At 54.5% G+C, this 26,119-nt stretch carries 19 protein-coding genes, 3 tRNA genes and 3 rRNA genes; 19 read left to right on the top strand and 6 right to left on the bottom strand.

Going from position 1 to position 26,119, the window contains the following annotated elements:
• The first annotated feature begins 37 nt into the window (after positions 1-37).
• Genes OLX08_RS06645 through OLX08_RS06625 form a run of 5 tightly spaced genes read left to right on the top strand, consistent with a single transcriptional unit; the run spans position 38 to position 2,979 of the window.
• Positions 38-475, top strand: a complete 438-nt coding sequence (locus OLX08_RS06645; RefSeq protein WP_391480501.1) for an HPr kinase/phosphorylase — start codon at positions 38-40, stop codon at positions 473-475.
• Complete coding sequence (rapZ, locus tag OLX08_RS06640; protein WP_391483194.1) at positions 468-1,394, top strand: RNase adapter RapZ; 927 nt, start codon at positions 468-470, stop codon at positions 1,392-1,394. Before OLX08_RS06645 ends, rapZ begins: the two co-directional genes overlap by 8 nt.
• Positions 1,391-1,795, top strand: coding sequence for a PTS sugar transporter subunit IIA (locus OLX08_RS06635; RefSeq protein ID WP_048598354.1), 405 nt, complete (start codon positions 1,391-1,393; stop codon positions 1,793-1,795). The genes rapZ and OLX08_RS06635 overlap by 4 nt, the downstream gene beginning before the upstream one ends.
• Positions 1,792-2,070: an HPr family phosphocarrier protein gene (locus tag OLX08_RS06630; RefSeq protein ID WP_391480499.1), complete on the top strand. Its 279-nt coding sequence runs from the start codon at positions 1,792-1,794 to the stop codon at positions 2,068-2,070. The genes OLX08_RS06635 and OLX08_RS06630 overlap by 4 nt, the downstream gene beginning before the upstream one ends.
• Before the next feature lie 33 nt (positions 2,071-2,103).
• On the top strand, positions 2,104-2,979 hold the full coding sequence (locus OLX08_RS06625; protein WP_341247065.1) for a lysophospholipid acyltransferase family protein: 876 nt from the start codon (positions 2,104-2,106) through the stop codon (positions 2,977-2,979).
• On the opposite strand, the gene OLX08_RS06620 is transcribed toward OLX08_RS06625, so the two are convergent.
• Positions 2,980-3,855, bottom strand: a complete 876-nt coding sequence (locus tag OLX08_RS06620; RefSeq protein WP_391480496.1) for a 3-hydroxybutyryl-CoA dehydrogenase — start codon at positions 3,853-3,855, stop codon at positions 2,980-2,982. It lies immediately after the preceding gene.
• Positions 3,856-4,012: 157 nt separating this feature from the next.
• Between OLX08_RS06620 and OLX08_RS06615 the strand changes: the two genes are divergently transcribed.
• Positions 4,013-4,831, top strand: coding sequence for a DUF6473 family protein (locus tag OLX08_RS06615; RefSeq protein ID WP_391480495.1), 819 nt, complete (start codon positions 4,013-4,015; stop codon positions 4,829-4,831).
• A gap of 38 nt (positions 4,832-4,869) precedes the next feature.
• On the opposite strand, the gene pyrF is transcribed toward OLX08_RS06615, so the two are convergent.
• Positions 4,870-5,565 carry an orotidine-5'-phosphate decarboxylase gene (gene pyrF / locus OLX08_RS06610; protein WP_341247062.1) on the bottom strand — a complete coding sequence of 232 codons (696 nt, stop codon included), beginning with the start codon at positions 5,563-5,565 and terminating at the stop codon, positions 4,870-4,872.
• Between the two features lie 254 nt (positions 5,566-5,819).
• On the opposite strand from pyrF, the gene clpB reads away from it, so the two are divergent.
• The 11 genes from clpB to OLX08_RS06555 all read left to right on the top strand — a co-directional run bounded on the left by clpB (position 5,820) and on the right by OLX08_RS06555 (position 19,819).
• Positions 5,820-8,435 (top strand): ATP-dependent chaperone ClpB, encoded by a 2,616-nt coding sequence (gene clpB, locus OLX08_RS06605; RefSeq protein WP_391480493.1) that lies wholly within the window; start codon positions 5,820-5,822, stop codon positions 8,433-8,435.
• 426 nt (positions 8,436-8,861) lie between these two features.
• The gene (locus tag OLX08_RS06600) at positions 8,862-10,376 is read left to right on the top strand and encodes an FMN-binding glutamate synthase family protein (protein WP_233488174.1); all 1,515 of its coding nucleotides are present in this window, start codon (positions 8,862-8,864) and stop codon (positions 10,374-10,376) included.
• Between the two features lie 189 nt (positions 10,377-10,565).
• Complete coding sequence (gene msrP, locus OLX08_RS06595; protein WP_391480491.1) at positions 10,566-11,474, top strand: protein-methionine-sulfoxide reductase catalytic subunit MsrP; 909 nt, start codon at positions 10,566-10,568, stop codon at positions 11,472-11,474.
• A 6-nt stretch (positions 11,475-11,480) separates the two neighbouring features.
• Positions 11,481-12,092, top strand: a complete 612-nt coding sequence (gene msrQ, locus OLX08_RS06590; protein ID WP_391480490.1) for a protein-methionine-sulfoxide reductase heme-binding subunit MsrQ — start codon at positions 11,481-11,483, stop codon at positions 12,090-12,092.
• 637 nt (positions 12,093-12,729) lie between these two features.
• Positions 12,730-14,191: ribosomal RNA gene (locus tag OLX08_RS06585) — 16S ribosomal RNA — on the top strand.
• Positions 14,192-14,331: 140 nt separating this feature from the next.
• Positions 14,332-14,408: transfer RNA gene (locus tag OLX08_RS06580), tRNA-Ile, on the top strand.
• A 49-nt stretch (positions 14,409-14,457) separates the two neighbouring features.
• A tRNA-Ala gene (locus OLX08_RS06575) sits at positions 14,458-14,533 on the top strand.
• A gap of 353 nt (positions 14,534-14,886) precedes the next feature.
• Positions 14,887-17,719 (top strand): 23S ribosomal RNA (locus OLX08_RS06570).
• A gap of 103 nt (positions 17,720-17,822) precedes the next feature.
• Positions 17,823-17,937 (top strand): 5S ribosomal RNA (rrf, locus tag OLX08_RS06565).
• Together the 16S, 23S and 5S rRNA genes with 3 tRNA genes alongside form the textbook arrangement of a ribosomal RNA operon.
• Positions 17,938-18,271: 334 nt before the next feature.
• Positions 18,272-18,348 (top strand) — tRNA-Met (locus OLX08_RS06560).
• A 637-nt stretch (positions 18,349-18,985) separates the two neighbouring features.
• Entirely contained in the window at positions 18,986-19,819 is an 834-nt protein-coding gene (locus OLX08_RS06555; protein WP_391480488.1) for a bifunctional allantoicase/(S)-ureidoglycine aminohydrolase, read from the top strand.
• Between the two features lie 100 nt (positions 19,820-19,919).
• On the opposite strand, the gene OLX08_RS06550 is transcribed toward OLX08_RS06555, so the two are convergent.
• From OLX08_RS06550 to puuE, 3 genes are read right to left on the bottom strand one after another with little or no spacing between them, the layout of a single operon-like run.
• A complete protein-coding gene (locus tag OLX08_RS06550) occupies positions 19,920-21,344 on the bottom strand; it encodes a uracil-xanthine permease family protein (protein ID WP_341247548.1) in 1,425 nt (474 codons plus the stop codon).
• Between the two features lie 15 nt (positions 21,345-21,359).
• Positions 21,360-21,884 (bottom strand): ureidoglycolate lyase, encoded by a 525-nt coding sequence (locus OLX08_RS06545; protein ID WP_391480486.1) that lies wholly within the window; start codon positions 21,882-21,884, stop codon positions 21,360-21,362.
• A complete protein-coding gene (gene puuE / locus OLX08_RS06540) occupies positions 21,881-23,293 on the bottom strand; it encodes an allantoinase PuuE (RefSeq protein ID WP_391480484.1) in 1,413 nt (470 codons plus the stop codon). Before puuE ends, OLX08_RS06545 begins: the two co-directional genes overlap by 4 nt.
• 146 nt (positions 23,294-23,439) lie before the next feature.
• Between puuE and uraH the strand changes: the two genes are divergently transcribed.
• Positions 23,440-23,793 carry a hydroxyisourate hydrolase gene (gene uraH / locus OLX08_RS06535; RefSeq protein ID WP_391480483.1) on the top strand — a complete coding sequence of 118 codons (354 nt, stop codon included), beginning with the start codon at positions 23,440-23,442 and terminating at the stop codon, positions 23,791-23,793.
• On the opposite strand, the gene OLX08_RS06530 is transcribed toward uraH, so the two are convergent.
• Complete coding sequence (locus OLX08_RS06530; RefSeq protein ID WP_391480481.1) at positions 23,778-24,710, bottom strand: LysR family transcriptional regulator; 933 nt, start codon at positions 24,708-24,710, stop codon at positions 23,778-23,780. The two genes, uraH and OLX08_RS06530, sit on opposite strands and share 16 nt — an antisense overlap.
• A 100-nt stretch (positions 24,711-24,810) precedes the next feature.
• Here OLX08_RS06530 and OLX08_RS06525 point away from each other — a divergent pair, with 100 nt between their 5' ends.
• Positions 24,811-26,049, top strand: a complete 1,239-nt coding sequence (locus OLX08_RS06525; RefSeq protein WP_391483192.1) for a urate hydroxylase PuuD — start codon at positions 24,811-24,813, stop codon at positions 26,047-26,049.
• The last annotated feature ends 70 nt before the right edge of the window (positions 26,050-26,119 follow it).

The following is a 26,119-nucleotide window of genomic DNA, read 5'->3' as shown; positions in this document are numbered from 1 at the left end:
TCTTCAATTTGAACAGATGGCGTGCTATGGGCTGGGTATGGACCTTATCCACGCCACCACTGTTGCTGTTGATGGACGCGCGCTCATGATTATGGGTGCCTCGGGGCGTGGTAAGTCGGCCCTTGGGCTGCAAATGATGGCGCTTGGGGCCCAATTGGTGGCTGATGATCAAACGGCTCTGCACAATGTTGATGGCGCCCTGATGGCGACTGCCGCCCCCAATATTTCTGGCCTGATTGAGGCGCGCGGCATCGGTGTGTTGCGCGCAAATCCTGCGGCGCAAGCGCAGGTCATGGCTGTGGTCGATCTGGATCAGGTGCCACCATCAGATGCTAAAGCGCCCACGCGGTTGCCTGCACCAAGCTATACTGAATTTCTGGGGCTAAAGTGCCGCGTCGTTCCTGCGGTGGCTGCAGATTATGCACCGGCGGCTTATCTGCAATTTCTCAAATGCGGGATTGCTGATGATGTCTGAGCCGAGTGCAACGCCTACCCAAACGCCAATTGCGCAAAACGCTGATGACACCGCGCCGGTAGTCTTGGTGATGGGTCCGTCAGGGGCGGGGCGCGCGACCGCAATCGCGGCATTAGAAGATTTAGGTTTTGAGGCAATCGACAACATGCCGCTGTCGTTGATCCCGCGCCTTTTGGATGGACCGCCTGTCTCGCGGCGCATGGCTTTGGGTCTTGATGTGCGCAACCGTGACTTTTCCGTTGATGCGGTTTTTGCGCTGATGAAGCGGGTTCAGTGTGAGGTGGTCTATCTGGATGCCCGCGAAGATGTGCTGGTCCAACGGTATTCCGAGACCCGTCGCCGCCACCCGCTTGCGCCGCAAGACGCGCCGTTGCTTGGCATCCGCGCCGAGGTCGCGTTGCTTGCCCCAATTCGCGAGCGCGCTGATTATATCTTTGATACCTCGACGTTAACTGCCCAAGAATTGATCACAACGCTTGGCGGCTCTTTCGCCACAGGTGGTGCCGCAAATTTGGCGATCACAGTGCAATCCTTTGCCTACAAACGGGGGCTGCCCCAAGGGGTTGATCTGGTGTTTGATTGCCGCTTTTTGCGCAACCCCCATTGGGAGCCCGCTTTGCGTGAAAACACTGGCCTTGATGTGCCGGTGCAAGATTACGTCATGGCCGATCCGCTTTTTGATCCGTTCTTTGATCACCTGACTGGCATGTTGCGCACGCTGTTCCCTGCGTTCAAGGCGTCGGGCAAGACACACCTTACGGTGGCGCTTGGCTGCACGGGCGGACAGCACCGTTCCGTCACAGTTGCACAAATGCTGGCCAAAGCCCTTGCGCAACAAGGCTGGGAAATGTCAGTTAGGCATCGCGAATTAGACCGACACCGCAGCGCCTCGCTGCCCCTCAAAGGAACATCCACTTGATTGGCATTGTGATCGTTGCACATGGTGGATTGGCTCGCGAATATCTGCGCGCGGTTGAACACGTGGTCGGTCAGCAAGCGGGAATTGTCACTGTTGAGATCAGTTACGAGCACGACCGCATCGCCAAAGAGGCCGAGATTTGCACCGCCGCCAACACAGTGGATACAGGCGACGGCGTCGTTGTTGTCACTGACATGTTCGGCGGCTCGCCTTCCAACCTTAGTTTGGCCGCGTGCAACCCTGCAAACCGCATGATCCTTTATGGCGCCAATTTGCCGCTTTTGATCAAGCTCGCGAAAACCCGCAGCTTACCGCTGAAGGCCGCCGTTTTGGGCGCCCGTGATGCTGGCCGCAAATATATGGACGCCCGAACCGTGGGCCAAACCGGATACGAGTTATGACCCAAACCATTTCCAAAACCCTCGAGATCATCAATCAAAAGGGCCTTCATGCCCGCGCCTCTGCGAAATTTGTCGAGGTGGTCGAGCAACACGCCGCGAACGTTGAGGTCAGTAAAGATGGGCTTAGTGCCACAGGTGACAGCATAATGGGGCTTTTGATGTTGGCAGCATCGAAAGGAAGTTTTATCAATGTTGAAATTTCGGGCGCTGATGCAGATGCGGCGGCGCAAGCCTTGGAAGCACTGATCGCTGATAAGTTCGGCGAAGAATTCTAGTGTTTGCGGGGGCTGCCAAAAAGGATCGTTTCAGTGGTTGATCGCCTTGAACAAAGACCCCCAGCCCAAGGCGCGCCCGCAGACGTGGTGCCCTATGACAAGCGTCGCTTGTCTTATGCCAACACATTTACCAATCCGTTCAAAGCCAATGTAATCCGTGTGATGGAGTGGATGACGGGCAAAATTCCACTGCTTTATCTTATCCGCCGGTTCGAGCGTGAGGGCGCAGCTTATGGTCAGGCGTTTTGGAAACAAGCGCTGCGCCACATGGGCATCACCCTTGAAACGCCCGCCGAGCAAATTGCCAATATTCCTGCCACTGGGCCCGTTGTTGTGGTGGCCAACCATCCGCACGGTTTGGTCGACGGGATGATTTTGGCGGAATTGATCGGCCGCGTGCGGACAGATTACAAAATCCTGACGCGGTCGCTGTTGACGGGCGTTGATGAGATCGAAGAATTCATGATCCCCGTGCCCTTTCCGCATGAGGAAGACAGCCTGCAAAAAAGCCTTGATATGCGCAAGCAAGCAATGGCGCATTTGTCTGGTGGTGGTGTGATTGTGCTGTTCCCGTCCGGCGTTGTGTCATGTTCAGAAACGTTCTTTGGCCCCGCCGTTGAGGCAGAGTGGAACCCCTTTACGGCCAAGATGATCCAACGCTCAAAAGCCGCTGTGGTGCCGATTTACTTTCCCGGGCAAAACAGCCGGATGTATCAAATTGCCAATAAAATCTCGCCCACTTTGCGGCAGGGCCTGTTGATCCACGAGGTGGTTCACGCGCTTAATAAACCGCAAAGCCCTGTGGTGGGCGCACCGTTTGATCCGGCAGAAATTCAGAAATGGTCTGCCAATCCGCGCGGCTTTATGGCGTGGCTTCGTGAAAAAACACTGGCCCTTAAGGCAGACTAATCAGCGGGTCGGAACGGGTGTTTCGCCGCGGTAATCATAAAACCCGCGTTTCGTTTTGCGGCCCAACCATCCAGCTTCCACATATTTTGTCAGCAGCGGGCAGGGCCGGTATTTCGTATCTGCCAGCCCGTCGTGCAGAACGTTCATGATGGACAGGCAGGTATCAAGGCCAATGAAATCGGCCAATTCAAGCGGGCCCATCGGGTGATTTGCGCCCAGCTTTAGGGACGTGTCGATAGACGTGACCGAACCGACGCCCTCGTACAGTGTATAGATCGCCTCATTGATCATCGGCATCAGGATGCGGTTGACGATGAACGCGGGAAAATCTTCTGCGGTAGCGGATGTTTTTCCAAGACGCTCAACAACGGTGTGGCAGGTTTTAAATGTCTCTTCGTCAGTGGCGATGCCGCGGATCAGCTCAACCAGCTGCATCACGGGCACAGGGTTCATGAAGTGGAAACCCATGAACTTTTCTGGCCGGTCCGTGCGGCTTGCAAGGCGCGTGATCGAAATAGACGACGTGTTTGAGGTCAGAATTGTCTCAGGTTTTAGGTGCGGTTGCAGCGCCTTGAAGATCTCGTTCTTCACGTCTTCTTTCTCAGTGGCGGCTTCAATGATCAGATCGCTCTGCCCAAGCTCGGCCAGATCAAGCGTCGTGGCAATGCGCGCCAAAGCTGCGTCGCGGTCCTCGGCGGTCATCGTGCCTTTGGCAACTTGGCGGTCCATGTTTTTGGCAATCAACGCCTGCGCCGCCGCAAGGGCATCTGCGCTCACATCATTCAGCCGCACATGATACCCGGCGCTTGCAAAAACATGGGCGATACCATTGCCCATTTGCCCCGCGCCGATAACGCCAACCTGCTCAATATCCATGACGGATCCTCTGATGCTGTTTGCGTTAACTGTGTCGTGAGCAGCCTGCGCGCGCAACCCCGTGATTGAGACAGTTTTCAACAAATTAGCGGGTTAGCGGTTTGGAAAGACCTTTGTGAGAATCGTGTCCTTGGGTGAAATTGTGAGAGGTGGCGTAATGACCATTCAATCAACGGGGCAGACCGCCCTTGAGTACATGCCGTGCAGGTATGGCCGCTCGAAACTGGTGTTTCGCGGACCACGCAAGCGGCTTGAGACAGATTATGTGGCGTTTCTGGGTGGCACAGAAACATACGGCAAATTCATGCCCCAACCGTTTCCGGATTTGGTCGAGCAAGGCCTTGATGTTCAATGCGTGAATTTTGGCTGTGTGAATGCGGGACCTGATGTGTTTTTGGGTGATCCCTTCGTACCAGGCGCCTGTTCCAAGGCCCGTGTGACGGTGCTTGAGGTGATGGGCGCTGCGAACCTGTCGAACCGGTTCTATTCTGTGCACCCACGGCGCAACGACCGCTTTTTGAAGCCATCGATGCTAATGCAGACCATTTTTCGCGGTACGGATTTTACGGAGTTCACTTTCACGCGGCACCTTTTGTCGACGCTGCAGTCCGAGGCACCTGAGAAATACGAGATTGTTGTGGATGAGTTGCGCCAAGCGTGGCTTGCACGGATGCGCTCGCTTTTGGCCAAAATTGACGGAAAAGTCATTCTGCTTTGGGTCAAGCCACCAATGACGGCACAGTTTGGCCCGCTGGGTGGGGACCCGCTTTTTGTGGACCGCACGATGATGGAGCAAATCGGCCAAAGCGTGACAGGCATCGTTGAGGTGGACTTGCCATCCCATGATGCAGCACTTCGCCTGGAAGGGATGAGCTACACCGAGATGGACCAGCCCGCCGCAACCGAGTTGTGGGGCGCGCCGGCGCATCAACTTGTGGCGGCTGAGGTCACAAAGGCGCTGACCAAAATGGTGTAAGGCGGGTCTTTTGTGCGGTGGACGTGTGCAAGTCGCGTTTAGAGCGCGGCTAACTCATCTGTGATGGCTTGCGCTGCCGCGCGTGGGTTTTCGGCTTGCCAGATGGGACGGCCCACTACGATGTGGTTTGCGCCGTCGCGAATGGCTGATGCCGGTGTCGCAACGCGCTTTTGATCCCCAAGGGCCGCGCCGGTTGGGCGCACGCCGGGGGTAACGATCAGTTTGTCGTCCGCAATTGGCAGCGCGCGGATCAATGCCGCTTCTTGGGGGGATGCGATCACACCGTCTGCGCCAGCTTCAAGCGCACGGCCCGCACGTTCAGTCACCAGATCAGGGATCAGACCGTCTTTGATCAAACAGTCGTCCAAGTCACCACGATCAAGCGAGGTCAAAATGGTAACCGCGAGGATTTTTGTGTTCGAACCAGCAGCGCCTTGTTTTGCAGCGTTCACCACTTGCGGGTCACCGTGAACGGTCAGAAAATCCAGATCAAACTGCGCCAAGCCGCGAACGGCTGCCTCAACAGTTGCGCCGATATCGAACAGTTTCATGTCCAGAAAGATGCGTTTGCCGCGTTCTGCCTTCAACTCATTGGCAAGGCCAAGCCCGCCACCAGTCAACATGCCCAACCCGATTTTATAGAAAGATACCGCGTCACCCAGCTCATCGGCCAGTTTCAGGCCTGCCAAAGCGTTCGGCACATCCATCGCAACAATCAATCTATCGTCGGCCATCGGTGCGGCTCCTTTTGGTACGTATGTTTTGTTGTGGCGGGGGTAGTTGCTTTGGGGGCGCGATGCAAGCGAGCGGGTGTGCCGAAAGCGGTGGTTGGCCTTGCCTCGCGGTGGGGCTTTGCGTGGATTTTAGGCATTCCGTCACTTGAACGCGGGCATCATTCGCCCCATCTAAGCTACATAAGGTCCCACACCGATGTATGCCGCAAAGGCGGGTGCGAAATTTATGTGGGATGCTGCAAAAGGAGAGACCCATGGACTTAGAAAAGTTCACTGAACGCGCGCGCGGTTTCGTGCAAGCGGCACAAACAATTGCTGCGCGTGAGAGCCACCAACGGCTGACCCCCGAACATTTGCTGAAGGCGATGATGGATGATGATCAGGGCTTTGCCGCCAATCTGATCAGCGCCTCTGGCGGCGATGCGCCTGCGGTTGCACGTGCGGCTGATCTGGCTGTGTCAAAGCTGCCCAAAGTGACAGGCGACGCGAGCGCTGTGTACCTCGATAGCGCCACAACCCGCGTGCTGGCTGAGGCAGAGAACCTCGCCAAGAAAGCCAAAGACAGTTTTGTGCCCGTTGAGCGCGTTTTGATGGCGTTGGCCATGGTACGCTCTGGCGCGAAAACCGCGATGGAGGCCGGTAAGGTCACTGCGCAAAAGCTTAACAGTGCGATCAATGACGTACGCAAAGGGCGCACGGCGGATACCGCAAGCGCCGAGGACGCCTATGAGGCGCTGCGCAAATACACCTCTGATTTGACAGAGGCCGCCCGTCAGGGGCGCATTGACCCGATCATTGGACGTGATGATGAGATCCGCCGCGCGATGCAGGTATTGTCACGCCGCACAAAGAATAACCCCGTTCTGATCGGTGAACCTGGCGTGGGTAAAACCGCCATCGCCGAAGGGCTGGCCCTGCGTATCATCAACGGTGATGTGCCTGAAAGCCTGCGCAACAAACGACTTTTGTCGCTGGATATGGGGGCGCTGATTGCGGGTGCAAAATACCGTGGTGAATTTGAAGAACGTCTGAAATCAATCCTGTCTGAGGTGACGGCCGCGGCTGGTGAGGTGGTTTTGTTCATCGATGAAATGCACACCCTTGTGGGGGCGGGCAAAGCGGACGGTGCGATGGATGCGTCGAACTTGCTTAAGCCCGCGTTGGCGCGTGGTGAATTGCACTGTGTGGGCGCCACGACCCTTGATGAGTACCGCAAACACGTTGAAAAAGACGCAGCTCTTGCGCGGCGTTTCCAGCCGGTGTTGGTGAACGAGCCCACGGTTGAGGACACCATCAGCATCCTGCGCGGTATCAAAGAGAAGTATGAGTTGCACCACGGTGTGCGCATTTCAGACAGCGCCCTTGTTGCGGCCTCTACTTTGTCGCACCGCTACATTACGGACCGCTTTTTGCCCGACAAAGCGATTGATCTGATGGACGAGGCGGCCAGCAGGCTGCGCATGGAAGTTGACAGCAAGCCCGAGGAGCTTGACGTGCTGGACCGTCAAATTTTGCAGATGCAGATCGAGGCCGAGGCGTTGCGCTTGGAAGACGATCAGGCGTCCAAGGATCGTCTTGCCACACTAGAGCGCGACTTGGCCGAGGTGCAGGAACGCGCCACACAAATGACGACCGCATGGCAGGCGGAGCGTGACAAGTTGGAAGGCGCGCGGGTGCTTAAAGAAAAGCTTGACCGTGCGCGCGCCGAGTTGGATATCGCCAAGCGTGAGGGCAATTTGGCCAAGGCAGGTGAATTGTCCTACGGCGTAATCCCGCAGCTTGAGAAAGACTTGGCCGAGGCGGAAACCGCAGGGGATGATGTGGTGGTCGAAGAGGCCGTGCGCCCCGAACAGATCGCCCAAGTGGTTGAGCGTTGGACTGGTATCCCCACCTCAAAAATGCTTGAGGGTGACCGCGAAAAACTGCTTCGGATGGAAGCTGCGCTGGGCAATAGGGTCATCGGTCAGCACGCGGCGGTTAAGGCTTTGTCCAATGCGGTGCGCCGTGCGCGCGCGGGGCTAAATGATGAAAACCGCCCCCTTGGTTCGTTCCTCTTTTTGGGGCCAACCGGCGTGGGGAAGACCGAATTAACCAAAGCAGTTGCGGAGTTCTTGTTTGACGATGACAGCGCCATGGTCCGCATCGACATGTCTGAGTTCATGGAAAAGCACGCGGTTGCCCGTTTGATTGGCGCGCCTCCTGGGTACGTTGGCTATGACGAAGGCGGTGTGTTGACCGAGGCCGTGCGGCGCAAACCCTATCAGGTCGTGCTGTTTGACGAGGTTGAGAAAGCGCATCCTGACGTGTTCAACGTGTTGTTGCAGGTTCTTGACGATGGTCAGTTGACCGACGGACAGGGGCGCACAGTCGATTTCAAGCAAACGCTGATTATTCTGACCAGCAACCTTGGTTCTCAGGTGCTAAGCGAATTGCCGGAAGGCGCTGACGCATCTACGGCCAAACGTGATGTGATGGCGGCGGTGCGCGGCCATTTCCGCCCTGAGTTTTTGAACCGTTTGGATGAGACTGTGATCTTTGACCGTCTGGCCCGCGAAGACATGGACGGGATCGTCGATATTCAGATGGCGCGGCTGCTGAAACGCTTGGCGACGCGTAAGATTAATCTTGAGTTGGACGCGGCGGCCAAACAATGGCTTGCCGACGAGGGGTATGACCCCGTGTTTGGCGCGCGGCCTTTGAAGCGTGTGATCCAGCGTGCGTTGCAAGACCAACTGGCTGAGATGCTGTTGTCTGGGGATGTCGTAGACGGCAGCACCGTTCACATTAGCGCGGGGCCGAGTGGCCTTTTGGTGGGCGACCGGATCAGTGCCTCTACCCGCGAAGCGCCCGAGGATGCGGTGGTTCATTAACCCGCTGTTCAGGGCCGCGTGGGTTTGACAGCGCAACAGCACAAAGAGCCGCCTCAGCCGAAACGCTGGGACGGTTTTTGTTTGGATGTGAGCGTATCAACAACGAGTGAAAGAAATTGGCGGCCGCCAAAGATGAGGGTGCAAGAAGGGCGTGCCAAGCCCCCGAAATCCGGTGCGGTGGATCGGTTCGGCGCCCTTTTCGCGGTGTCGAACAGATTTCGACTGGGGCTTTGAACCAAATGCATTCTCAAATTGCGCGCTTGGGGAGTGTCGCGCAAACCGGCTAACGCGATCTTACCGCAGCGGACGGGCCTGATGAGCGGGACGCAACGCCAAGGCCCGCTCACGCCCGCGTTATGCGGTTTCCTTTTGGGCGGGCTTTGCGGTTTAGTGGGCGCAAGGTGATTTGCTTAAAGGGGTGCGGAGATGTTCAGCTTTATGGGGGCGGCGGGGTACGCGCTGCAATTCTTGGCGCTGTTGTTTGTGACGGTGATTGGCTTTGTTGTTGCGCTGGCCCTTGTGTTGTTCGTGCGCGATCGTTGGCAGACCGAGGATGCGGTGCGGCGCAACTATCCGGTGATCGGGCGGTTTCGTGCGCTTTTCAGCACATTGGGTGAGTTCTTCCGGCAGTATTTCTTTGCGATGGACCGCGAGGAGCTGCCCTTTAACCGTGCGCAGCGCGACTGGATCAAGCATTCCTCTGAGGGCAAAAGTAACACGGTCGCTTTTGGCTCAACCCGCAACATTTCAGAAGTCGGCACGCCCATCTTTGTGAACGCTGCGTTCCCGCCCGTTGATGACCAATTCGCCAGCTCGGAACCGATGATCATTGGCCAAGGAGCGGCAACGCCTTTTGTGGCGCGCTCCATCTTTAATCTATCTGGCATGAGCTACGGCGCCATTTCCAAGCCGGCGGTTTTGGCGCTGTCAAAAGGGGCGGCTAAGGCGGGCATCTGGATGAACACTGGCGAAGGGGCGCTGGCCCCTGAACATCTGGCGGGTGGTGCGGATATTGTGTTTCAGATTGGCACGGCCAAATACGGCGTGCGCACCAAGGACGGCAAGCTAAGCGATGATCGGCTACGCGCAGTCGCTGCTCATCAGACTGTACGGATGTTCGAGATCAAGCTGGCCCAAGGGGCAAAACCCGGTAAGGGCGGGATACTTCCCGCTGCCAAAGTGAACGACGAGATTGCCCACATTCGCGGGATTGAACCGCATCAAGACAGCATCAGCCCGAACCGCCATGAAGAAGTAGATGACTGGTACGATTTGCTGGACATGATTGCCCATGTGCGCGCGGTGACCGGCAAGCCCGTCGGGATTAAGACTGTGGTCGGCTCGCCCGACGCGCTTGAGGAATTCTTTGTGGCTATTCTTGAGCGCGGGATGGATAGCGCACCGGATTTCATCACCCTTGATGGGGGCGAGGGGGGCACGGGAGCCTCTCCGATGCCGTTGATGGATTTGGTGGGGATGCCAATTCGTGAGGCGTTGCCCCTAATTAGTGCGCTACGTGATCGCATGGGCCTTAAGGAACGCATCCGCTTGGTGGCCAGCGGCAAGTTGGTGAACCCCGGTGATGTGGCGTGGGCTTTGGCGGCAGGGGCGGACTTTGTGACGTCTGCGCGCGGCTTCATGTTTAGCCTTGGCTGCATCCAGTCGCTGAAGTGCAACAAGAACACATGTCCCACTGGCATCACCACCCATGATCCGCGTTTTCAAAAGGGGCTAGTGGTTGAGCAAAAGTTCGAGAAAGTCGCGGCCTATGCGCGGTCCATCGTTCATGAAGTGGAAACCATTGCCCATTCTGTTGGTGTGGCCGAGCCACGCCTAATGCGGCGGTCACATGTGCGGATCGTACAACCAGATGGCAGCAGCAAGCGGCTAAGCACGATTTACCCCGCCCGCGATGAAGGGCAAACCGCGCCGCATCCCTAGGCACAAGATCCCTGGGCGCGAAGGCGCGGTGCTCTATTCTATATAGAAAGCGCACATGACGCGGGCGGCTTTGTGACAGGGTCTCACCAATGCGTGAGGGGGGCTTTGCGCAGTGTGGCGCGCCTCGTAAGTATAAAGAGTTGGCGGGCGCATGATGCGCGTGGCTCAAACAGATGAAGGACGCGGCTCATGGCCTATGGTTGGAAGAACAAGTTAACGGCGGCTGATGTGACACCGGAAGCGGCGTTCTGGAACCGGCGTCAGATAATGGCTGGCATGGCCGCCGCCGGTGTGGCGGGCAGTATCGCAGGGTCCGCCTTCGCTGCACAGGACGCGTTGGTGCCCAACAGCTTTGAAGACATCACCAGCTACAACAACTTTTACGAATTCGGCACCGGCAAGGGCGACCCCGCCGCCAACGCAGGTAGCCTGACCACCGACCCGTGGGAAATCACGATTGATGGGCTGGTCGATAACCCCGGTACATATTCTGTGGCCGAGTTGCTGGATGGTCTGGATATAGAGGAACGTATCTACCGTTTCCGCTGTGTTGAAACATGGGCGATGGTTGTGCCGTGGAACGGTGTTGAGCTGCGCGATATTCTGCAAAAGGCAGGCGTGCAGTCAGATGCCAAGTACGTAGCTTTTGAAACATTGTACCGGCCCGAGGAAATGCCCGGTCAGCGCCTGCCGTCTATTCCATGGCCGTATGTCGAAGGGTTGCGCCTTGATGAGGCGATGCATCCGCTGACATTGATGGCGACGGGTATCTATGGCAAGCCAATGCCCAACCAGAATGGTGCGCCGATCCGTTTGGTGGTGCCGTGGAAGTACGGGTTCAAATCTATCAAGTCGATCGTGAAGATCACCCTGACGGACCGTGAGCCGCCCACAAGCTGGAACACGATCAACGCACGGGAGTACGGCTTTTACAGTAACGTGAACCCGGACGTAGATCACCCGCGTTGGTCGCAAGCATCGCACCGTGTCATTGGCGGCGGTCTGTTTCAAAAGCGTGAGCCTACTTTGATGTTCAATGGCTACGAAGAAGAAGTTGCGTCGCTTTATGCGGGCATGGACCTTCGTAAGGACTTCTAGCCTAGCATGATTGTTGACCGTCTGAATGGCTGGGCGCGCAAGCTGCCTGTGTGGTGTGTGTATACTGTGTACCTGCTGCCAATGCCGTACTTCTTCTATCTTGGTCTGACGGGCGGTTTGGGTGCCGAACCGATTAAGGCGCTTGAACATGAATACGGTGAGATAGCGTTGCAGTTGGTCATCATCGGATTGGCGATTACACCGCTGCGCCGTTTCACAGGTATCAACCTTATCAAGTTTCGTCGCGCCATTGGTCTTGTGACGTTTGCATATGTATTGGCGCACCTGCTGGTATGGCTGGTGCTTGATGTTCAGATCCTGAGTCAGATCTGGGCGGATATTCTAAAGCGCACGTATATTACTGTTGGTATGGCAGCGTTCGTGTTGATGCTGCCACTTGCGCTTACATCTAACAATTGGGCTGTGCGGCGGTTGGGGCCAAACTGGCGGACGCTTCATAAATTGACCTATGGGGCCGCGATTCTGGGCGGGGCGCATTTTATTTGGCTCGTAAAAGGGATTCAGATCGAACCACTGGCCTATATGGCGGTGATTTTGTTGCTTTTGGGGCTGCGATTGATTCCTAAACGGCAGAATCGCAAATCAGTGGCCGCCTGATTCACGCGATTCACGGCTTTTGGGACCGATTATTCGCGTTTGACCGGCTTAGGTCTGTGGATAACTCAGTCGTCCAAAGTATTGGCGCTAACGGGAGGGTAATTTGATTACCCAAACCCCTAGGTAAACTAGCAACATTCTTAAGCAAGCATCTGTAAACAGACGAAAAAACAGAAAAATGCACAAAAAACGTATATGCTTTCAAAAAGGGGGTTGCGTGTTTTGTTTGTTAGACCTAAACCCCACTTCACCGGCGGCGCAGAGATGCAGCGCGGGTCGCCAGAGGGGCTAGGGAGACGCTGAGAGGCTGACTTAGTTCTGAGGTTGGAGAAGAAATTAGAGGTATTTGAGGCGGGGCGCGCCGTATGATTTAGGGCGCATCTGGTCTCTTTTGTTCCTCACGTTGTTTGAAATTGCTGGTATTTGAAGAGATATGTGGGCGGTTTGGTTCATTCGATGGATCAACGTCTGTATATCGCGCTAATAGGCTTCGGCCGATGATTTAGTGTCAGCTTCACTGTTTGATGTGGTCTTTTGTTACTTTTGTAACTTAAGCACATGAAACAGATGACTGTCCCATTTGAACAATGGGACGATGTGCAGAGGTTCGACGTCAAGGATACGCAGTAATGCGTTTCAACTTGAGAGTTTGATCCTGGCTCAGAACGAACGCTGGCGGCACGCCTAACACATGCAAGTCGAGCGCTCACTTCGGTGGGAGCGGCGGACGGGTTAGTAACGCGTGGGAACATACCCTTTACTACGGAATAGCCTTTGGAAACGAAGAGTAATACCGTATACGCCCTACGGGGGAAAGATTTATCGGTAAAGGATTGGCCCGCGTTAGATTAGATAGTTGGTGGGGTAACGGCCTACCAAGTCTACGATCTATAGCTGGTTTGAGAGGATGATCAGCAACACTGGGACTGAGACACGGCCCAGACTCCTACGGGAGGCAGCAGTGGGGAATCTTAGACAATGGGGGAAACCCTGATCTAGCGATGCCGCGTGTGTGACGAAGGCCTTAGGGTCGTAAAGCACTTTCGCCAGAGATGATAATGACAGTATCTGGTAAAGAAACCCCGGCTAACTCCGTGCCAGCAGCCGCGGTAATACGGAGGGGGTTAGCGTTGTTCGGAATTACTGGGCGTAAAGCGTACGTAGGCGGATTAGTAAGTTAGAGGTGAAATCCCAGGGCTCAACCCTGGAACTGCCTTTAATACTGCTAGTCTAGAGTTCGAGAGAGGTGAGTGGAATTCCAAGTGTAGAGGTGAAATTCGTAGATATTTGGAGGAACACCAGTGGCGAAGGCGGCTCACTGGCTCGATACTGACGCTGAGGTACGAAAGTGTGGGGAGCAAACAGGATTAGATACCCTGGTAGTCCACACCGTAAACGATGAATGCCAGTCGTCGGGTAGTATACTATTCGGTGACACACCTAACGGAGTAAGCATTCCGCCTGGGGAGTACGGTCGCAAGATTAAAACTCAAAGGAATTGACGGGGGCCCGCACAAGCGGTGGAGCATGTGGTTTAATTCGAAGCAACGCGCAGAACCTTACCAACCCTTGACATCCTGTGCTACACGGAGAGATCCGTGGTTCCCTTCGGGGACGCAGTGACAGGTGCTGCATGGCTGTCGTCAGCTCGTGTCGTGAGATGTTCGGTTAAGTCCGGCAACGAGCGCAACCCACACCCCTAGTTGCCAGCAGTTCGGCTGGGCACTCTATGGGAACTGCCCGTGATAAGCGGGAGGAAGGTGTGGATGACGTCAAGTCTTCATGGCCCTTACGGGTTGGGCTACACACGTGCTACAATGGCAAGTACAGTGGGTTAATCCCCAAAACTTGTCTCAGTTCGGATTGGGGTCTGCAACTCGACCCCATGAAGTCGGAATCGCTAGTAATCGCGGAACAGCATGCCGCGGTGAATACGTTCCCGGGCCTTGTACACACCGCCCGTCACACCATGGGAGTTGGTTCTACCCGACGGCCGTGCGCTAACCTTTTGGAGGCAGCGGACCACGGTAGGATCAGCGACTGGGGTGAAGTCGTAACAAGGTAGCCGTAGGGGAACCTGCGGCTGGATCACCTCCTTTCTAAGGATGTTTCTAGAAGCGATGCTTGCATCACTCGTGAAACACTTAGCAGCCACTTAGTGGCATAGTTCTTCGGAACATATTTTGGACCGAGCCGTCCTCATATCTCTTCAAACAATAACACGGGCTACCGCCCGTTTGGGTCGGTAGCTCAGGTGGTTAGAGCGCACGCCTGATAAGCGTGAGGTCGGAGGTTCAAGTCCTCCTCGACCCACCATATATTCTTGCGATTGCGTGAGAAGTTGCCGTTTTGCGCGAGCAATTACGGGGCGTTAGCTCAGCTGGGAGAGCACCTGCTTTGCAAGCAGGGGGTCATCGGTTCGATCCCGATACGCTCCACCATTGCCCTTCGGGGGTTGTTGATACCAGATTTTATAACAGCGTCATGATTTGACCGTTAAGCACTGACTTATGTGAGTGTTTAAGCGTCCAATCGGACGATTTGATATCGTATATAGAGATTACAAACATCAGTTTTTGAACTGATCTGGCAAGTAGGTCAGATCATGGACTTCGGTCCTAAAGGTTCAAATAACTAATCCAAGTCAAGTACACTAACCTGAGTGATCTTATTGATCGCTCAATTGTCTATCCTATGAACCAGTAGGATAGGCGGGAAAATGTATGCTTTTGGTTCAGATGTGCTTCGAGCACACAGTAGAAAGATCCATACAAGTCTTTCTTCTTCTGGATCAAATCAAGCGCGAAAAGGGCGTTTGGTGAATGCCTTGGCAGTAAGAGGCGATGAAGGACGTGATACTCTGCGTTAAGCCATGAGGAGCTGAGAATAAGCTTTGATCCATGGATGTCCGAATGGGGGAACCCACTTGATATTATGTTATTGTTACCCTTCGGGGTGCTCAATAGCATGGTAAACCAAGTACTTATTACCTGAATACATAGGGTTTTAAGAGCAAACCCGGGGAACTGAAACATCTAAGTACCCGGAGGAAAGGAAATCAATAGATACTCCCCTAGTAGCGGCGAGCGAACGGGGACCAGCCGAGCTGAGATTGTGACTAGAACGTGTTGGGAAGCACGGCCATAGCGGGTGATAGCCCCGTATAGGAAGCATGATTGGACGTATTAAGTAGGGCGGAACACGTGAAATTCTGTCTGAACATCGGAGGACCACCTTCGAAGGCTAAGTACTCCTTACTGACCGATAGTGAACCAGTACCGTGAGGGAAAGGTGAAAAGCACCCCGACGAGGGGAGTGAAACAGTACCTGAAACCGAACGCCTACAATCAGTCGGAGGCTCCTTGAGGGCTGACGGCGTACCTTTTGTATAATGGGTCATCGACTTGGTCTCACGAGCAAGCTTAAGCCGTTAGGTGTAGGCGCAGCGAAAGCGAGTCTTAATAGGGCGAATGAGTTCGTGGGATCAGACCCGAAACCGAGTGATCTAGGCATGATCAGGCTGAAGATAAGGTAACACTTATTGGAGGGCCGAACCCACACCTGTTGAAAAAGGTCGGGATGAATTGTGCCTAGGGGTGAAAGGCCAATCAAACTCGGAGATAGCTGGTTCTCTGCGAAATCTATTTAGGTAGAGCGTCGACCGAATACCCTCGGGGGTAGAGCACTGGATGGGTAATGGGGCCCCACAGGCTTACTGATCCTAACCAAACTCCGAATACCGAGGAGTACTAGTCGGCAGACACACTGCGGATGCTAACGTCCGTAGTGGAGAGGGAAACAACCCTGACCTACAGCTAAGGCCCCTAATTCATGGCTAAGTGGGAAAGCAGGTGGGACGACCAAAACAACCAGGAGGTTGGCTTAGAAGCAGCCATCCTTTAAAGATAGCGTAACAGCTCACTGGTCTAATTAAGTTGTCCTGCGGCGAAGATGTAACGGGGCTCAAGCCATGAGCCGAAGCTTAGGATGCACATAGTGCATGGTAGCAGAGCGTAGTGTGATATAGTTTCTTTCCTCCTTATCTTCCTTTGGGAGTGTTGGAGGAGTGAAACTTTCGATGAAGCCGGCCTGTGAGGGATCCGGTGGAGAGATCACTAGTGAGAATGATGACATGAGTAGCGACAAACAGTGTGAGAGACACTGTCGCCGAAAGTCCAAGGGTTCCTGCTTAAAGTTAATCTGAGCAGGGTAAGCCGACCCCTAAGGCGAGGCCGAAAGGCGTAGTCGATGGGAATCAGGTTAATATTCCTGAGCCAGATGGTAGTGACGGATCTCGAGGGTTGTTCTTCCTTATCGGATTGGAAGGGCCGCTTAGAGGTTCCTGGAAATAGCTCCATCATTAGATCGTACCCTAAACCAACACAGGTGGACTGGTAGAGAATACCAAGGCGCTTGAGAGAACGATGTTGAAGGAACTCGGCAAAATACCTCCGTAAGTTCGCGAGAAGGAGGCCCAGTTTCTACGCAAGTATTGACTGGGGGCACAAACCAGGGGGTGGCGACTGTTTACTAAAAACACAGGGCTCTGCGAAGTCGCAAGACGACGTATAGGGTCTGACGCCTGCCCGGTGCCTGAAGGTTAAAAGGAGAGGTGAGAGCCTTGAATTGAAGCCCAGGTAAACGGCGGCCGTAACTATAACGGTCCTAAGGTAGCGAAATTCCTTGTCGGGTAAGTTCCGACCTGCACGAATGGCGTAACGACTTCCCCGCTGTCTCCAACATCGACTCAGCGAAATTGAATTGCCTGTCAAGATGCAGGCTTCCCGCGGTTAGACGGAAAGACCCCGTGCACCTTTACTACAGCTTCACATTGGCATCAGGCACAACATGTGCAGGATAGGTGGTAGGCTTTGAAGCGCAGACGCCAGTCTGCGTGGAGCCATCCTTGAGATACCACCCTTGTTCTGCTTGATGTCTAACCGCGGTCCGTTATCCGGATCCGGGACCCTGTGTGGCGGGTAGTTTGACTGGGGCGGTCGCCTCCTAAAGCGTAACGGAGGCGCGCGAAGGTTGGCTCAGAGCGGTCGGAAATCGCTCGTTGAGTGCAATGGCAGAAGCCAGCCTGACTGCGAGACTGACAAGTCGAGCAGAGTCGAAAGACGGCCATAGTGATCCGGTGGTCCCGAGTGGAAGGGCCATCGCTCAACGGATAAAAGGTACGCCGGGGATAACAGGCTGATGGTGCCCAAGAGTCCATATCGACGGCACCGTTTGGCACCTCGATGTCGGCTCATCTCATCCTGGGGCTGGAGCAGGTCCCAAGGGTACGGCTGTTCGCCGTTTAAAGAGGTACGTGAGCTGGGTTTAGAACGTCGTGAGACAGTTCGGTCCCTATCTGCCGTGGGTGTAGGATACTTGAGAGGAGTTGCCCCTAGTACGAGAGGACCGGGGTGAACGATCCACTGGTGTACCAGTTGTTCCGCCAGGAGCAGTGCTGGGTAGCTATGATCGGACAGGATAACCGCTGAAGGCATCTAAGCGGGAAGCCCCCCTCAAAACAAGGTATCCCTGAGAGCCGTGGAAGACCACCACGTCGATAGGCCGGAGATGTAAGTGCGGTAACGCACTCAGTTGACCGGTACTAATTGCTCGATAGGCTTGATTTGATCCAGTAGAAGACAGTCTTCTACGGACACAATCAAAAGCATACACAACTACACAAGTTACGAAAATCTGGATTAAAAATGTTTGTAATGGTTCTTTCTTTGGTTTGGTGATCATAGCGCAAGTGAAACACCCAGCCCCATCCCGAACCTGGCAGTTAAGCACTGTTGCGCCGATGGTACTGCGTCTTAAGGCGTGGGAGAGTAGGTCATCGCCAAACCTAACAAAGAACCAATACTCTATATTCGATTATCATACATTAGGCCGCTACGAGTTCAGCTCGTGGCGGCTTTTTTGTGTCTTATACCACCTGAAATCTTAATGCGCGGTGCTGGGCGTGGGGTCTGCTGGGCCGCAGCTACAGATAGCCCCCCTCTGAAACCGGCTATCCTGAGAGCCGCATCATGATCGCACCCCCCTGAAATCTGCCCGTCCCAATTGACGCCATGGACCACAACGCAGCAGACCTCACCTCCCTCCCATAAACAAAATCAACCAAACCCCAAATCCGCCCTTGCAGACAACACAACCCCAAACTAAACAAACCAAGTTGGCGCGGGATGGAGCAGCCCGGTAGCTCGTCAGGCTCATAACCTGAAGGTCGTAGGTTCAAATCCTACTCCCGCAACCAACGCTAATCCGACAATGCTATTAAAGGCCTGACCCTCAACCGTCAGGCCTTTGGCGGACTTGCCACCCACCACAAGCGGCAAAAGCCCCCAGAAAGCGCCTCCAAGAATAAGGTCGATACTGCAAGACGTAGGCGCGCGCGGGGAACGAAAGGGCCTCGAGCAACAAAGTGGTCGTTAGGGATCGGCTCCCCGCGTATCGAACCGAATACGGCTTGCATCACGCCCATGTAACACGTCAGCCCCAAGGGCCTTACGTCATTCCGAGCGCAGCTGTAGATTATTTTTAATCTGATTAGCGATAGCCTCGTCTATCAACATTTGGTATTCGCCTCGTGTTCATGCTTTGTAAGAGCGAATTATTTTTTACTGTGCGTTGCCGAATAGGAATTGAAATATTTTTGGTTAAACTTGACATGGAAACGATGTCAGTTGCTAACACCTAAAGCTGTGCCTGATAATTAAGGCGTTTTTCACCTCGATCTGACGGGCTGGTTGGGAGGCGCGAATGCGTCTCTTGAACTGGCCTGTCTCGGCTCACTATCAAATGTTTTGAGCAAGTCTGTTTTGGCGTTCCCGTGTGGTGTGATCCCCCAGACTGCTTAGATAATAATTTGAAATCAACGAGCTGGAGGCCAAATGTCTGCTAACTATTATGCCCCAACAGGGGGGCATCCGCCGCAAGAGCAACTTTTGACAGACCGTGCGATCTTCACTGATGCCTACGCGGTTATTCCGAAAGGAACGATGCGCGATATTGTGACAAGTTTTCTGCCGTTCTGGGACAGAACGCGGCTGTGGGTCATCTCTAGGCCGTTGAGTGGATTTGCTGAAACGTTTTCGCAGTACATCATGGAAGTCTCACCTGGTGGTGGATCGGATCAGCCCGAAACGGATGAGGGTGCACAGGGCGTTCTGTTTGTGGTCGAGGGCAAAGCCACGCTGAACGTCAATGGCGCGGAGCACACTCTGGTTGAGGGTGGCTACGCCTACCTGCCCGCGGGCACACCTTGGACGCTTCATAACACAAGTGATGAGATGTTGCGTTTTCACTGGGTGCGCAAGGCGTACGAGGCTGTACCGGGGCTTGATCATCCCGAGGTTATTATTGCCAATGAGAATGAAATCGCACCAACGGTTATGCCTGAAACAGACGGAAAGTGGGCCACCACGCGTTTCGTTGACCCTACAGATTTGCGCCACGATATGCATGTCACGATCGTCACGTTCGAGCCTGGTGCTGTGATCCCGTTTCTTGAAACGCACGTTATGGAGCACGGGCTTTACGTGCTGGAAGGCAAAGCTGTTTACCGTTTGAACAATGATTGGGTTGAAGTTGAAGCTGGCGATTACATGTGGCTGCGCGCTTTTTGCCCGCAGGCTTGTTATGCAGGTGGACCGGGCAAGTTTCGCTATTTGCTCTATAAAGATGTGAACCGCCATATGAACCTGCGGTTGTCTGGCGCAAAATAACAGAGGCCTGTTGTGCCTCATGTGTTTTTACAATGTTACACGAAAAAGGCCCGATCATAACGATCGGGCCTTTGGTTTTTTACAGTATGGTCAATGGTGTTTAGCGACCTTTACCGTGACCGGACATGCCGCCGGATACTTCCTCGGTAGCCTCGTCTGTTAGCTCTTCAGGCAACACAAGGTTCAGTACGATTGCGATCAGAGCCGCAGGAAGCAGACCGGATGTCATCAAGATGCGCAGTGTGTCTGGCAGATATTGTACTGCTTTCGGGTCCAACTGAAGGCCGAGGCCGACAGACAACGCAATTGCGAAGATAACCATGTTGCGACGGTTCCATTTGACGTCGGACAGCATTGAGATACCCGCCGCAACCACCATGCCGAACATGACGATGACACCACCACCCAGCACTTCGATTGGGATAGTACGGATCAATGCGCCTACTTTTGGAACCAGACCGCAGATGATCAAGAAGATCGCCCCGATGGTCACAACGTGACGGCTCATGACGCCAGTCATCGCGATTAGCCCAACGTTTTGGCTGAATGATGTGTTTGGCAAGCCACCAAAAATACCAGACAACGCAGTGCCGAAACCATCAGCATATGTTGCGCCTTGGATTTCTTTTTCGGTTGCTTCGCGGCCAGCCCCACCTTTGGTGATCCCTGATACGTCGCCCACGGTTTCTACGGCAGAAACGAATGCCATCAGACAAAAGCCGATGACTGCAGCAAGGCTAAACTCGAAGCCATATGCAAACGGTGACGGCACTTGGAACGCTGCTGCGCGGCTCATGCTTGTTGCGATGCTTTCAAATGAAACCATATCGGTGAAGAACAGCGCGACCAGATAGCCTGCAATGATGCCGATAAAGACTGCTGATACGGAAAGCATGCCTTTTGCGAAGAACTTCAAACCGAGTGTGACAAAGACAACAACCAATGCGACAGACCAGTTCAGCAGTGAGCCGTACTCAGGGCTGTTGATGGCAGGCACGCCGCCCGCCGCATACTGGATGCCGACTTTGACCAACGCCAAGCCGATCATCGTAACAACAAGGCCAGTGACCAGTGGGGGCAGGGCAAAACGAATTTTACCGATTACAGTTCCCAGTAGTGCGTGGAAAAGACCACCCACCAAAACGCCACCGAACAGGATAGGTAGCGCATCGACGCCCTTACCAGCCACCAGTGGGATCATGATCGGAATGAAGGCAAAGCTTGTCCCCTGAACGATTGGCAAGCGCGCCCCAACAGGGCCCATGCCGATTGTTTGGAACAAAGTCGCAATGCCTGCAAACAGCATCGACATCTGGATCAGATAGGTCATGTCAGGGAAACCTTGCGCCCCTGCGTCTGAACCAAAACCGAAACCCGCTGCACCTGCAATAATAATAGCCGGGGTCACGTTTGAGACGAACATCGCCAATACGTGCTGTATCCCCAGTGGAATGGCGCGGTGAAGCGCCGGTGTGAAGTTGGGATCGCGGAGCTGTTCCGGCGTCCCGATTGAGTTCTCGGCCATTGTGGTTTTCCTTCCCTATGTTGCCGTTGCTGGCCCCGCTCCAGTAGTCTTTTTTTCCAGCTCGACCGTGTACGGGGTATCGAACCAGTGTTCTTCAAGGTTTGCGCCGGTGCCGATCCTGTCGACGACGGCAAACAAACCGGGTTCACTCAGGGGCGTCAGCACGCCGTGCCATGTCCCGCGGTGAAAATTTATTGCTTGTCCTGGGGTTGTGATGAACGCCAGCGGCTCAGCCGGTGTGCCGTTCTGATCTGGTGCGACGATGACCAGAAAACCGTGCTCGGACATTGGAATGAAAAGCTGTGAGCCATCTGGATGACGTTCAACCATGTGAAGGGCCAAGGGCAGGGTACGCGCCTCGGCCTTGAACAGGCTTACCCCAACGCGACCCGAACTGCAGTCCAGCGTTGCGCGGTCGTGGTAGCGGCCACACAGCCCTTGGTTGATGATCTTATCTGGTGCGCCAGATGTGTCGATAACTTCGCCAAACGGTGCAAAAGCCGCCCGTGTGATGGGCTGAATTTTGAGAGAACGGCTCATGCGCTGAACTTTTCGATCAGGCGCAATTCAGCGATACGCTCAACTTGCTTACAAGCCTCGGCAAACTCTGCATCGCGGTCATTACTAATACGGCGCTTGAAGGCGGCCATGATTGTGGCCTTGGTGTTGTCGCGCACTGCGATGATGAACGGAAAACCATGGCGCGCGACGTATTCAGCGTTCAACGCCTGAAATGTACTGCGTTCTTCGTCTGTGAGCAGATCTAGCCCTGCGCCCGCTTGCTCGGAGGTGCTTTCAGCGGTCAATTTGCCTGCGGCCGCGAGCTTTCCGGCCAAATCAGGGTGCGCATTTAACACGGCCAAGCGTTGATCTTCTGACGCGCTTCGAAATACGCGCGCCAAGGCGCTATGAACGCCAAGTGCCGTATCATGGGTAGGGCCGAGTTCCAGATCAAACGCAGCTTCTGCAATCCATGGGCTGTGTTCAAAGATACCACCGAAATTTTCGACAAAGGTGGCGCGGTCCATCTGGGATGGCGCAGGTTTGGCGTGCGGTGGATGCTGCATGGCCCAGTGTTCCGCAATTTGCAGACGGGTCGCGAACCACACGCCCTCATGAGACTGCATGTGTTCTATGACACGGCGCAGGGCGGCCAACCGGCCAGGACGACCGATTAAACGGCAGTGCAGCCCGATTGACATCATCTTTGGTGCGCCCGCACGTCCCTCCTCATAAAGGATATCAAAGGTATCCTTGAGGTAGCTCTCGAATTGATCCCCATTTGTGAAACCTGCCTGAATGCCAAAGCGCATATCATTGCAATCCATCGTGTAGGGCACGATTAATTGGTCGCGATCCTCGACGTGGGTCCAATAGGGCAAATCATCCGCGTAGCTGTCGGCCACGTAATCGAACTGGCCTGTTTGTGCGGCAAGGCGGACGGTGTTGTTCGAGCAACGTCCAGTATACCAGCCGCGCGGTGGCGTGCCGGTCACTTCGGTGTGCAGACGAATGGCCTCGGCAATTTGGGCGCGTTCCTCTGCCTCGGGCATGTCCTTATGTTCAACCCACTTCAGCCCGTGACTGGCAATTTCCCAGCCCGACGCTTTCATGGCGGCAACTTGCTCGGGGGCACGGGCAAGCGCGCTGGCAACACCGTAGACCGTAATCGGTAGATCGCGCAGCAAGCGGTGCACACGCCAGAACCCTGCGCGGGCGCCGTATTCATAAAGCGATTCCATGTTCCAATGGCGCTGGCCTGGCCAAGGTTGTGCGCCTGTGATCTCTGACAAGAATGCCTCGGATGCGGCGTCACCGTGAAGGATATTGTTCTCACCGCCCTCTTCGTAGTTGAGGACAATTTGCACAGCGATCTTTGCTGCATTTGGCCAATTGGCGTTTGGAGGCGTTGCTCCGTAGCCGGTAAGGTCACGTGGATATCTATTCACGGACGTCTCCCTTCGTCGTTAGTATTGTATTAATGCAAAACAATACCGCGAATTTTCAAGAAAAACGCGAAAGACCATCAAACATATGCACTTTGCTGCACATCAGTGTGCGTGGCTATATGCAGCTTTCACCTAAGGAGACGACAATGGCTGGTTATCTGACAACGCATGTTCTGGACACTGCACGGGGCTGTCCTGCAAGCGAGCTTAAAATTGATCTCTACCGTATCGATGGTGAGGAGCGGGTTATTCTGAAGTCTGTGTTCACCAACAGTGATGGCCGGACAGACGAGCAGATTTTGCCCGCGTCTGAGTTTGCGCTTGGCACATACGAGCTTGTCTTTCACGCAGGCGATTATTTGGATGCAATCGGCATCGCGCTAGAAGAGCCGCGCTTTTTGGATGTAGTACCTTTGCGATTTGGTATGTCAGAGGCGGCTCACTATCATGTGCCACTTCTGCTTTCACCATTCGGGTATTCAACCTACCGCGGTAGCTGAGCCTGAATTGAGCTGTTCCGGACAGCGCGCCCAATCCGCTCGATCATGAATTCCATGAACAGTCGGGTTTTGGGATCTTGCCGTCGTCTGTGCGTAAATAAGCACGCCATCTGAATATCTTCAGGTGGCGTTTGTGTTGCGACGGGAACCAAAGCGCCGTTGTTGATGTGCTCTGCCACTTCAAACGCCGGTTTGATCACGATGCCATGCCCTGCAAGCGCCCAGTCCGTAAGAACATCACCATCATCACACTCATATCGGCCTTTGACACGAAACTTTTTCGTTCCTTCGGGGGTGACGAGGGGCCATTGAAACTCTGTCGCGCCGGGGAACCGCAGGTTAAGGCATTCGTGTTGATCGGTAATTAATGCCTCTCCGTCTTCGGGCATTCCTTTAGCTTCAATATATTCGGGCGAGGCACATAGAACCCGTGACACATCCGCGATTTTACGAATGCGCAAATTGCTATCCTCGGGCTGGCCAAGAAAGAACGCCAGATCAAGGCCTTCGGTTGTCAGGTCCACCTTTCTATCTGTAAGGCGCAACCGAATGCTGACTTGTGGGTATTGCTCCAAAAACTCGGGCACTTGGGGGGCAATAAGGCGGCGGCCAACGCCCAAGGGTGCTGCGATAAAGAGCGAGCCTTTCGGGTTATCGGTAATGTTGACCACATTTGCTTCAGCGGCCTCAACGGACTCGAGCACTTTGCATGCCCCGTCATAAAAGGCCTTTCCCTGTTCCGTGGGGGCAAGGCTGCGGGTTGTGCGTTGAAAAAGCCTCACGCTAAGATGTTCCTCAAGCTGTGAGATGCGTGAGGATGTAACCGCAGGTGAAATACGTAAATCACGGCCGGCTGCAGACATGCTGCCCAACTCATAAACACGAACAAAGGTGCGGACGTTTTCAAGATATGACATTGTTCGGCTTTTTTTGATGCTCTTTGACTTTTTGAAGCAATACCAGAACAATGGCCAATCGCATAGTTTTCTTTGAGACAAAGAACGTGAGGGACTGATGATGTATGATCTAGCTGTGATGTGGGACTGGGTGGCGTTTTCAGTTCGCTGGTTGCACGTGGTGACCGCCATGGCGTGGATTGGCGCATCGTTCTACTTTATCGCGCTTGATCTTATGTTGAAGCCAGCACCCGGAATGCCTGAAGGCGCGTATGGCGAAGAGTGGGAAGTGCATGGCGGTGGTTTTTATCACACCACTAAATACCTAGTCGCACCGGATCGGCTGCCCGAGCATCTGACTTGGCATAAATGGCAAAGCTACACCACGTGGCTGTCGGGTGCTGCCCTGTTGATGATTGTTTACTGGGTTGGCGGAGAACTGTATCTGCTTGATCCGACCAAAGCAGATCTGACGTTGGTGCAGGGTATTTTGATTTCAGGAGCGTCGCTTACCATTGGCTGGTTGGTGTATGATCAGATGTGCAAGCGTGGGCTAAAGAACCACCCGACGATTTTGATGCTGTTGTTGTTTGCCCTGCTTGTTGTGATGTCATGGGGCTACAATCAAATTTTCACTGGTCGCGCGGCACTTTTGCACCTTGGTGCGTTCACGGCGACAATCATGACAGCCAACGTGTTTTTCATCATCATGCCGAACCAGCGCATTGTTGTCGCTGATTTGAAGGCAGGGCGCACTCCTGACGCCAAATACGGTCAGATCGCCAAGCTGCGCTCGATGCATAACAACTACCTGACCTTGCCGGTCGTTTTTCTAATGCTTTCCAATCACTATCCGCTGGCGTTTGGGACAGAATACGCTTGGATTATCGCGAGCCTTATCTTTCTGACCGGCGTCACGATCCGTCATTATTTCAACACGATGCACCGGACTGGGTCGGGGCCACACTGGACGTGGGGCGTTACAGTTTTGTTGATGTTTGTCATTGCATGGCTGTCGTCGGTGCGCCCAAGCGAGACGTGGGAAGACGCCGAAGCACGCCCCTTGACCCCTTATGAGCAACGCTTCGTGTCAGCCGCTGGTTTTGACGATGCGTATGACACGGTGTTGGGGCACTGTTCGATGTGCCACGCGCGTGAGCCTGTCTGGGGTAACATGCGCTGGGCACCGAAGGGTGTGCACCTCGAAACGCCCGGCGATGTAGCCCGCCACGCCAGCCAGATTTATCTGCAAGCGGGCGTGAGCCACGCCATGCCACCACCCAACGCCGTTCAAATGGACGAAGAAGCGCGTGAGACGATCATTGCGTGGGTCCGTGAAGCGCGTGCCATCGCACAGTAACTGACTGTTCCCCTGCCAAGTGGCGGGAGTTTGAGAAGGCCTTGCCTATTGTTGTCGGCTTCGGGTTACC

This window comes from Nereida ignava, from assembly GCF_047114695.1.
Classification (GTDB): Bacteria; Pseudomonadota; Alphaproteobacteria; order Rhodobacterales; family Rhodobacteraceae; genus Nereida; species Nereida ignava.
This window is presented reverse-complemented; position numbering and strand designations above follow the sequence as displayed.

Excerpts from the sequence above, each read along its gene's own strand:
- uraH (WP_391480483.1), top strand. The coding sequence starts at position 23,440 with ATGGCTGGTTATCTGACAACGCATGTTCTGGACACTGCACGGGGCTGT.
- OLX08_RS06530 (WP_391480481.1), bottom strand. The coding sequence starts at position 24,710 with ATGTCATATCTTGAAAACGTCCGCACCTTTGTTCGTGTTTATGAGTTG.
- OLX08_RS06555 (WP_391480488.1), top strand. The coding sequence starts at position 18,986 with ATGTCTGCTAACTATTATGCCCCAACAGGGGGGCATCCGCCGCAAGAG.
- OLX08_RS06525 (WP_391483192.1), top strand. The coding sequence starts at position 24,811 with ATGTATGATCTAGCTGTGATGTGGGACTGGGTGGCGTTTTCAGTTCGC.
- OLX08_RS06545 (WP_391480486.1), bottom strand. The coding sequence starts at position 21,884 with ATGAGCCGTTCTCTCAAAATTCAGCCCATCACACGGGCGGCTTTTGCA.
- clpB (WP_391480493.1), top strand. The coding sequence starts at position 5,820 with ATGGACTTAGAAAAGTTCACTGAACGCGCGCGCGGTTTCGTGCAAGCG.
- OLX08_RS06620 (WP_391480496.1), bottom strand. The coding sequence starts at position 3,855 with ATGGATATTGAGCAGGTTGGCGTTATCGGCGCGGGGCAAATGGGCAAT.
- OLX08_RS06645 (WP_391480501.1), top strand. The coding sequence starts at position 38 with ATGGACCTTATCCACGCCACCACTGTTGCTGTTGATGGACGCGCGCTC.
- rapZ (WP_391483194.1), top strand. The coding sequence starts at position 468 with ATGTCTGAGCCGAGTGCAACGCCTACCCAAACGCCAATTGCGCAAAAC.
- OLX08_RS06550 (WP_341247548.1), bottom strand. The coding sequence starts at position 21,344 with ATGGCCGAGAACTCAATCGGGACGCCGGAACAGCTCCGCGATCCCAAC.
- OLX08_RS06630 (WP_391480499.1), top strand. The coding sequence starts at position 1,792 with ATGACCCAAACCATTTCCAAAACCCTCGAGATCATCAATCAAAAGGGC.
- OLX08_RS06600 (WP_233488174.1), top strand. The coding sequence starts at position 8,862 with ATGTTCAGCTTTATGGGGGCGGCGGGGTACGCGCTGCAATTCTTGGCG.
- msrQ (WP_391480490.1), top strand. The coding sequence starts at position 11,481 with ATGATTGTTGACCGTCTGAATGGCTGGGCGCGCAAGCTGCCTGTGTGG.
- pyrF (WP_341247062.1), bottom strand. The coding sequence starts at position 5,565 with ATGGCCGACGATAGATTGATTGTTGCGATGGATGTGCCGAACGCTTTG.
- msrP (WP_391480491.1), top strand. The coding sequence starts at position 10,566 with ATGGCCTATGGTTGGAAGAACAAGTTAACGGCGGCTGATGTGACACCG.
- OLX08_RS06615 (WP_391480495.1), top strand. The coding sequence starts at position 4,013 with ATGACCATTCAATCAACGGGGCAGACCGCCCTTGAGTACATGCCGTGC.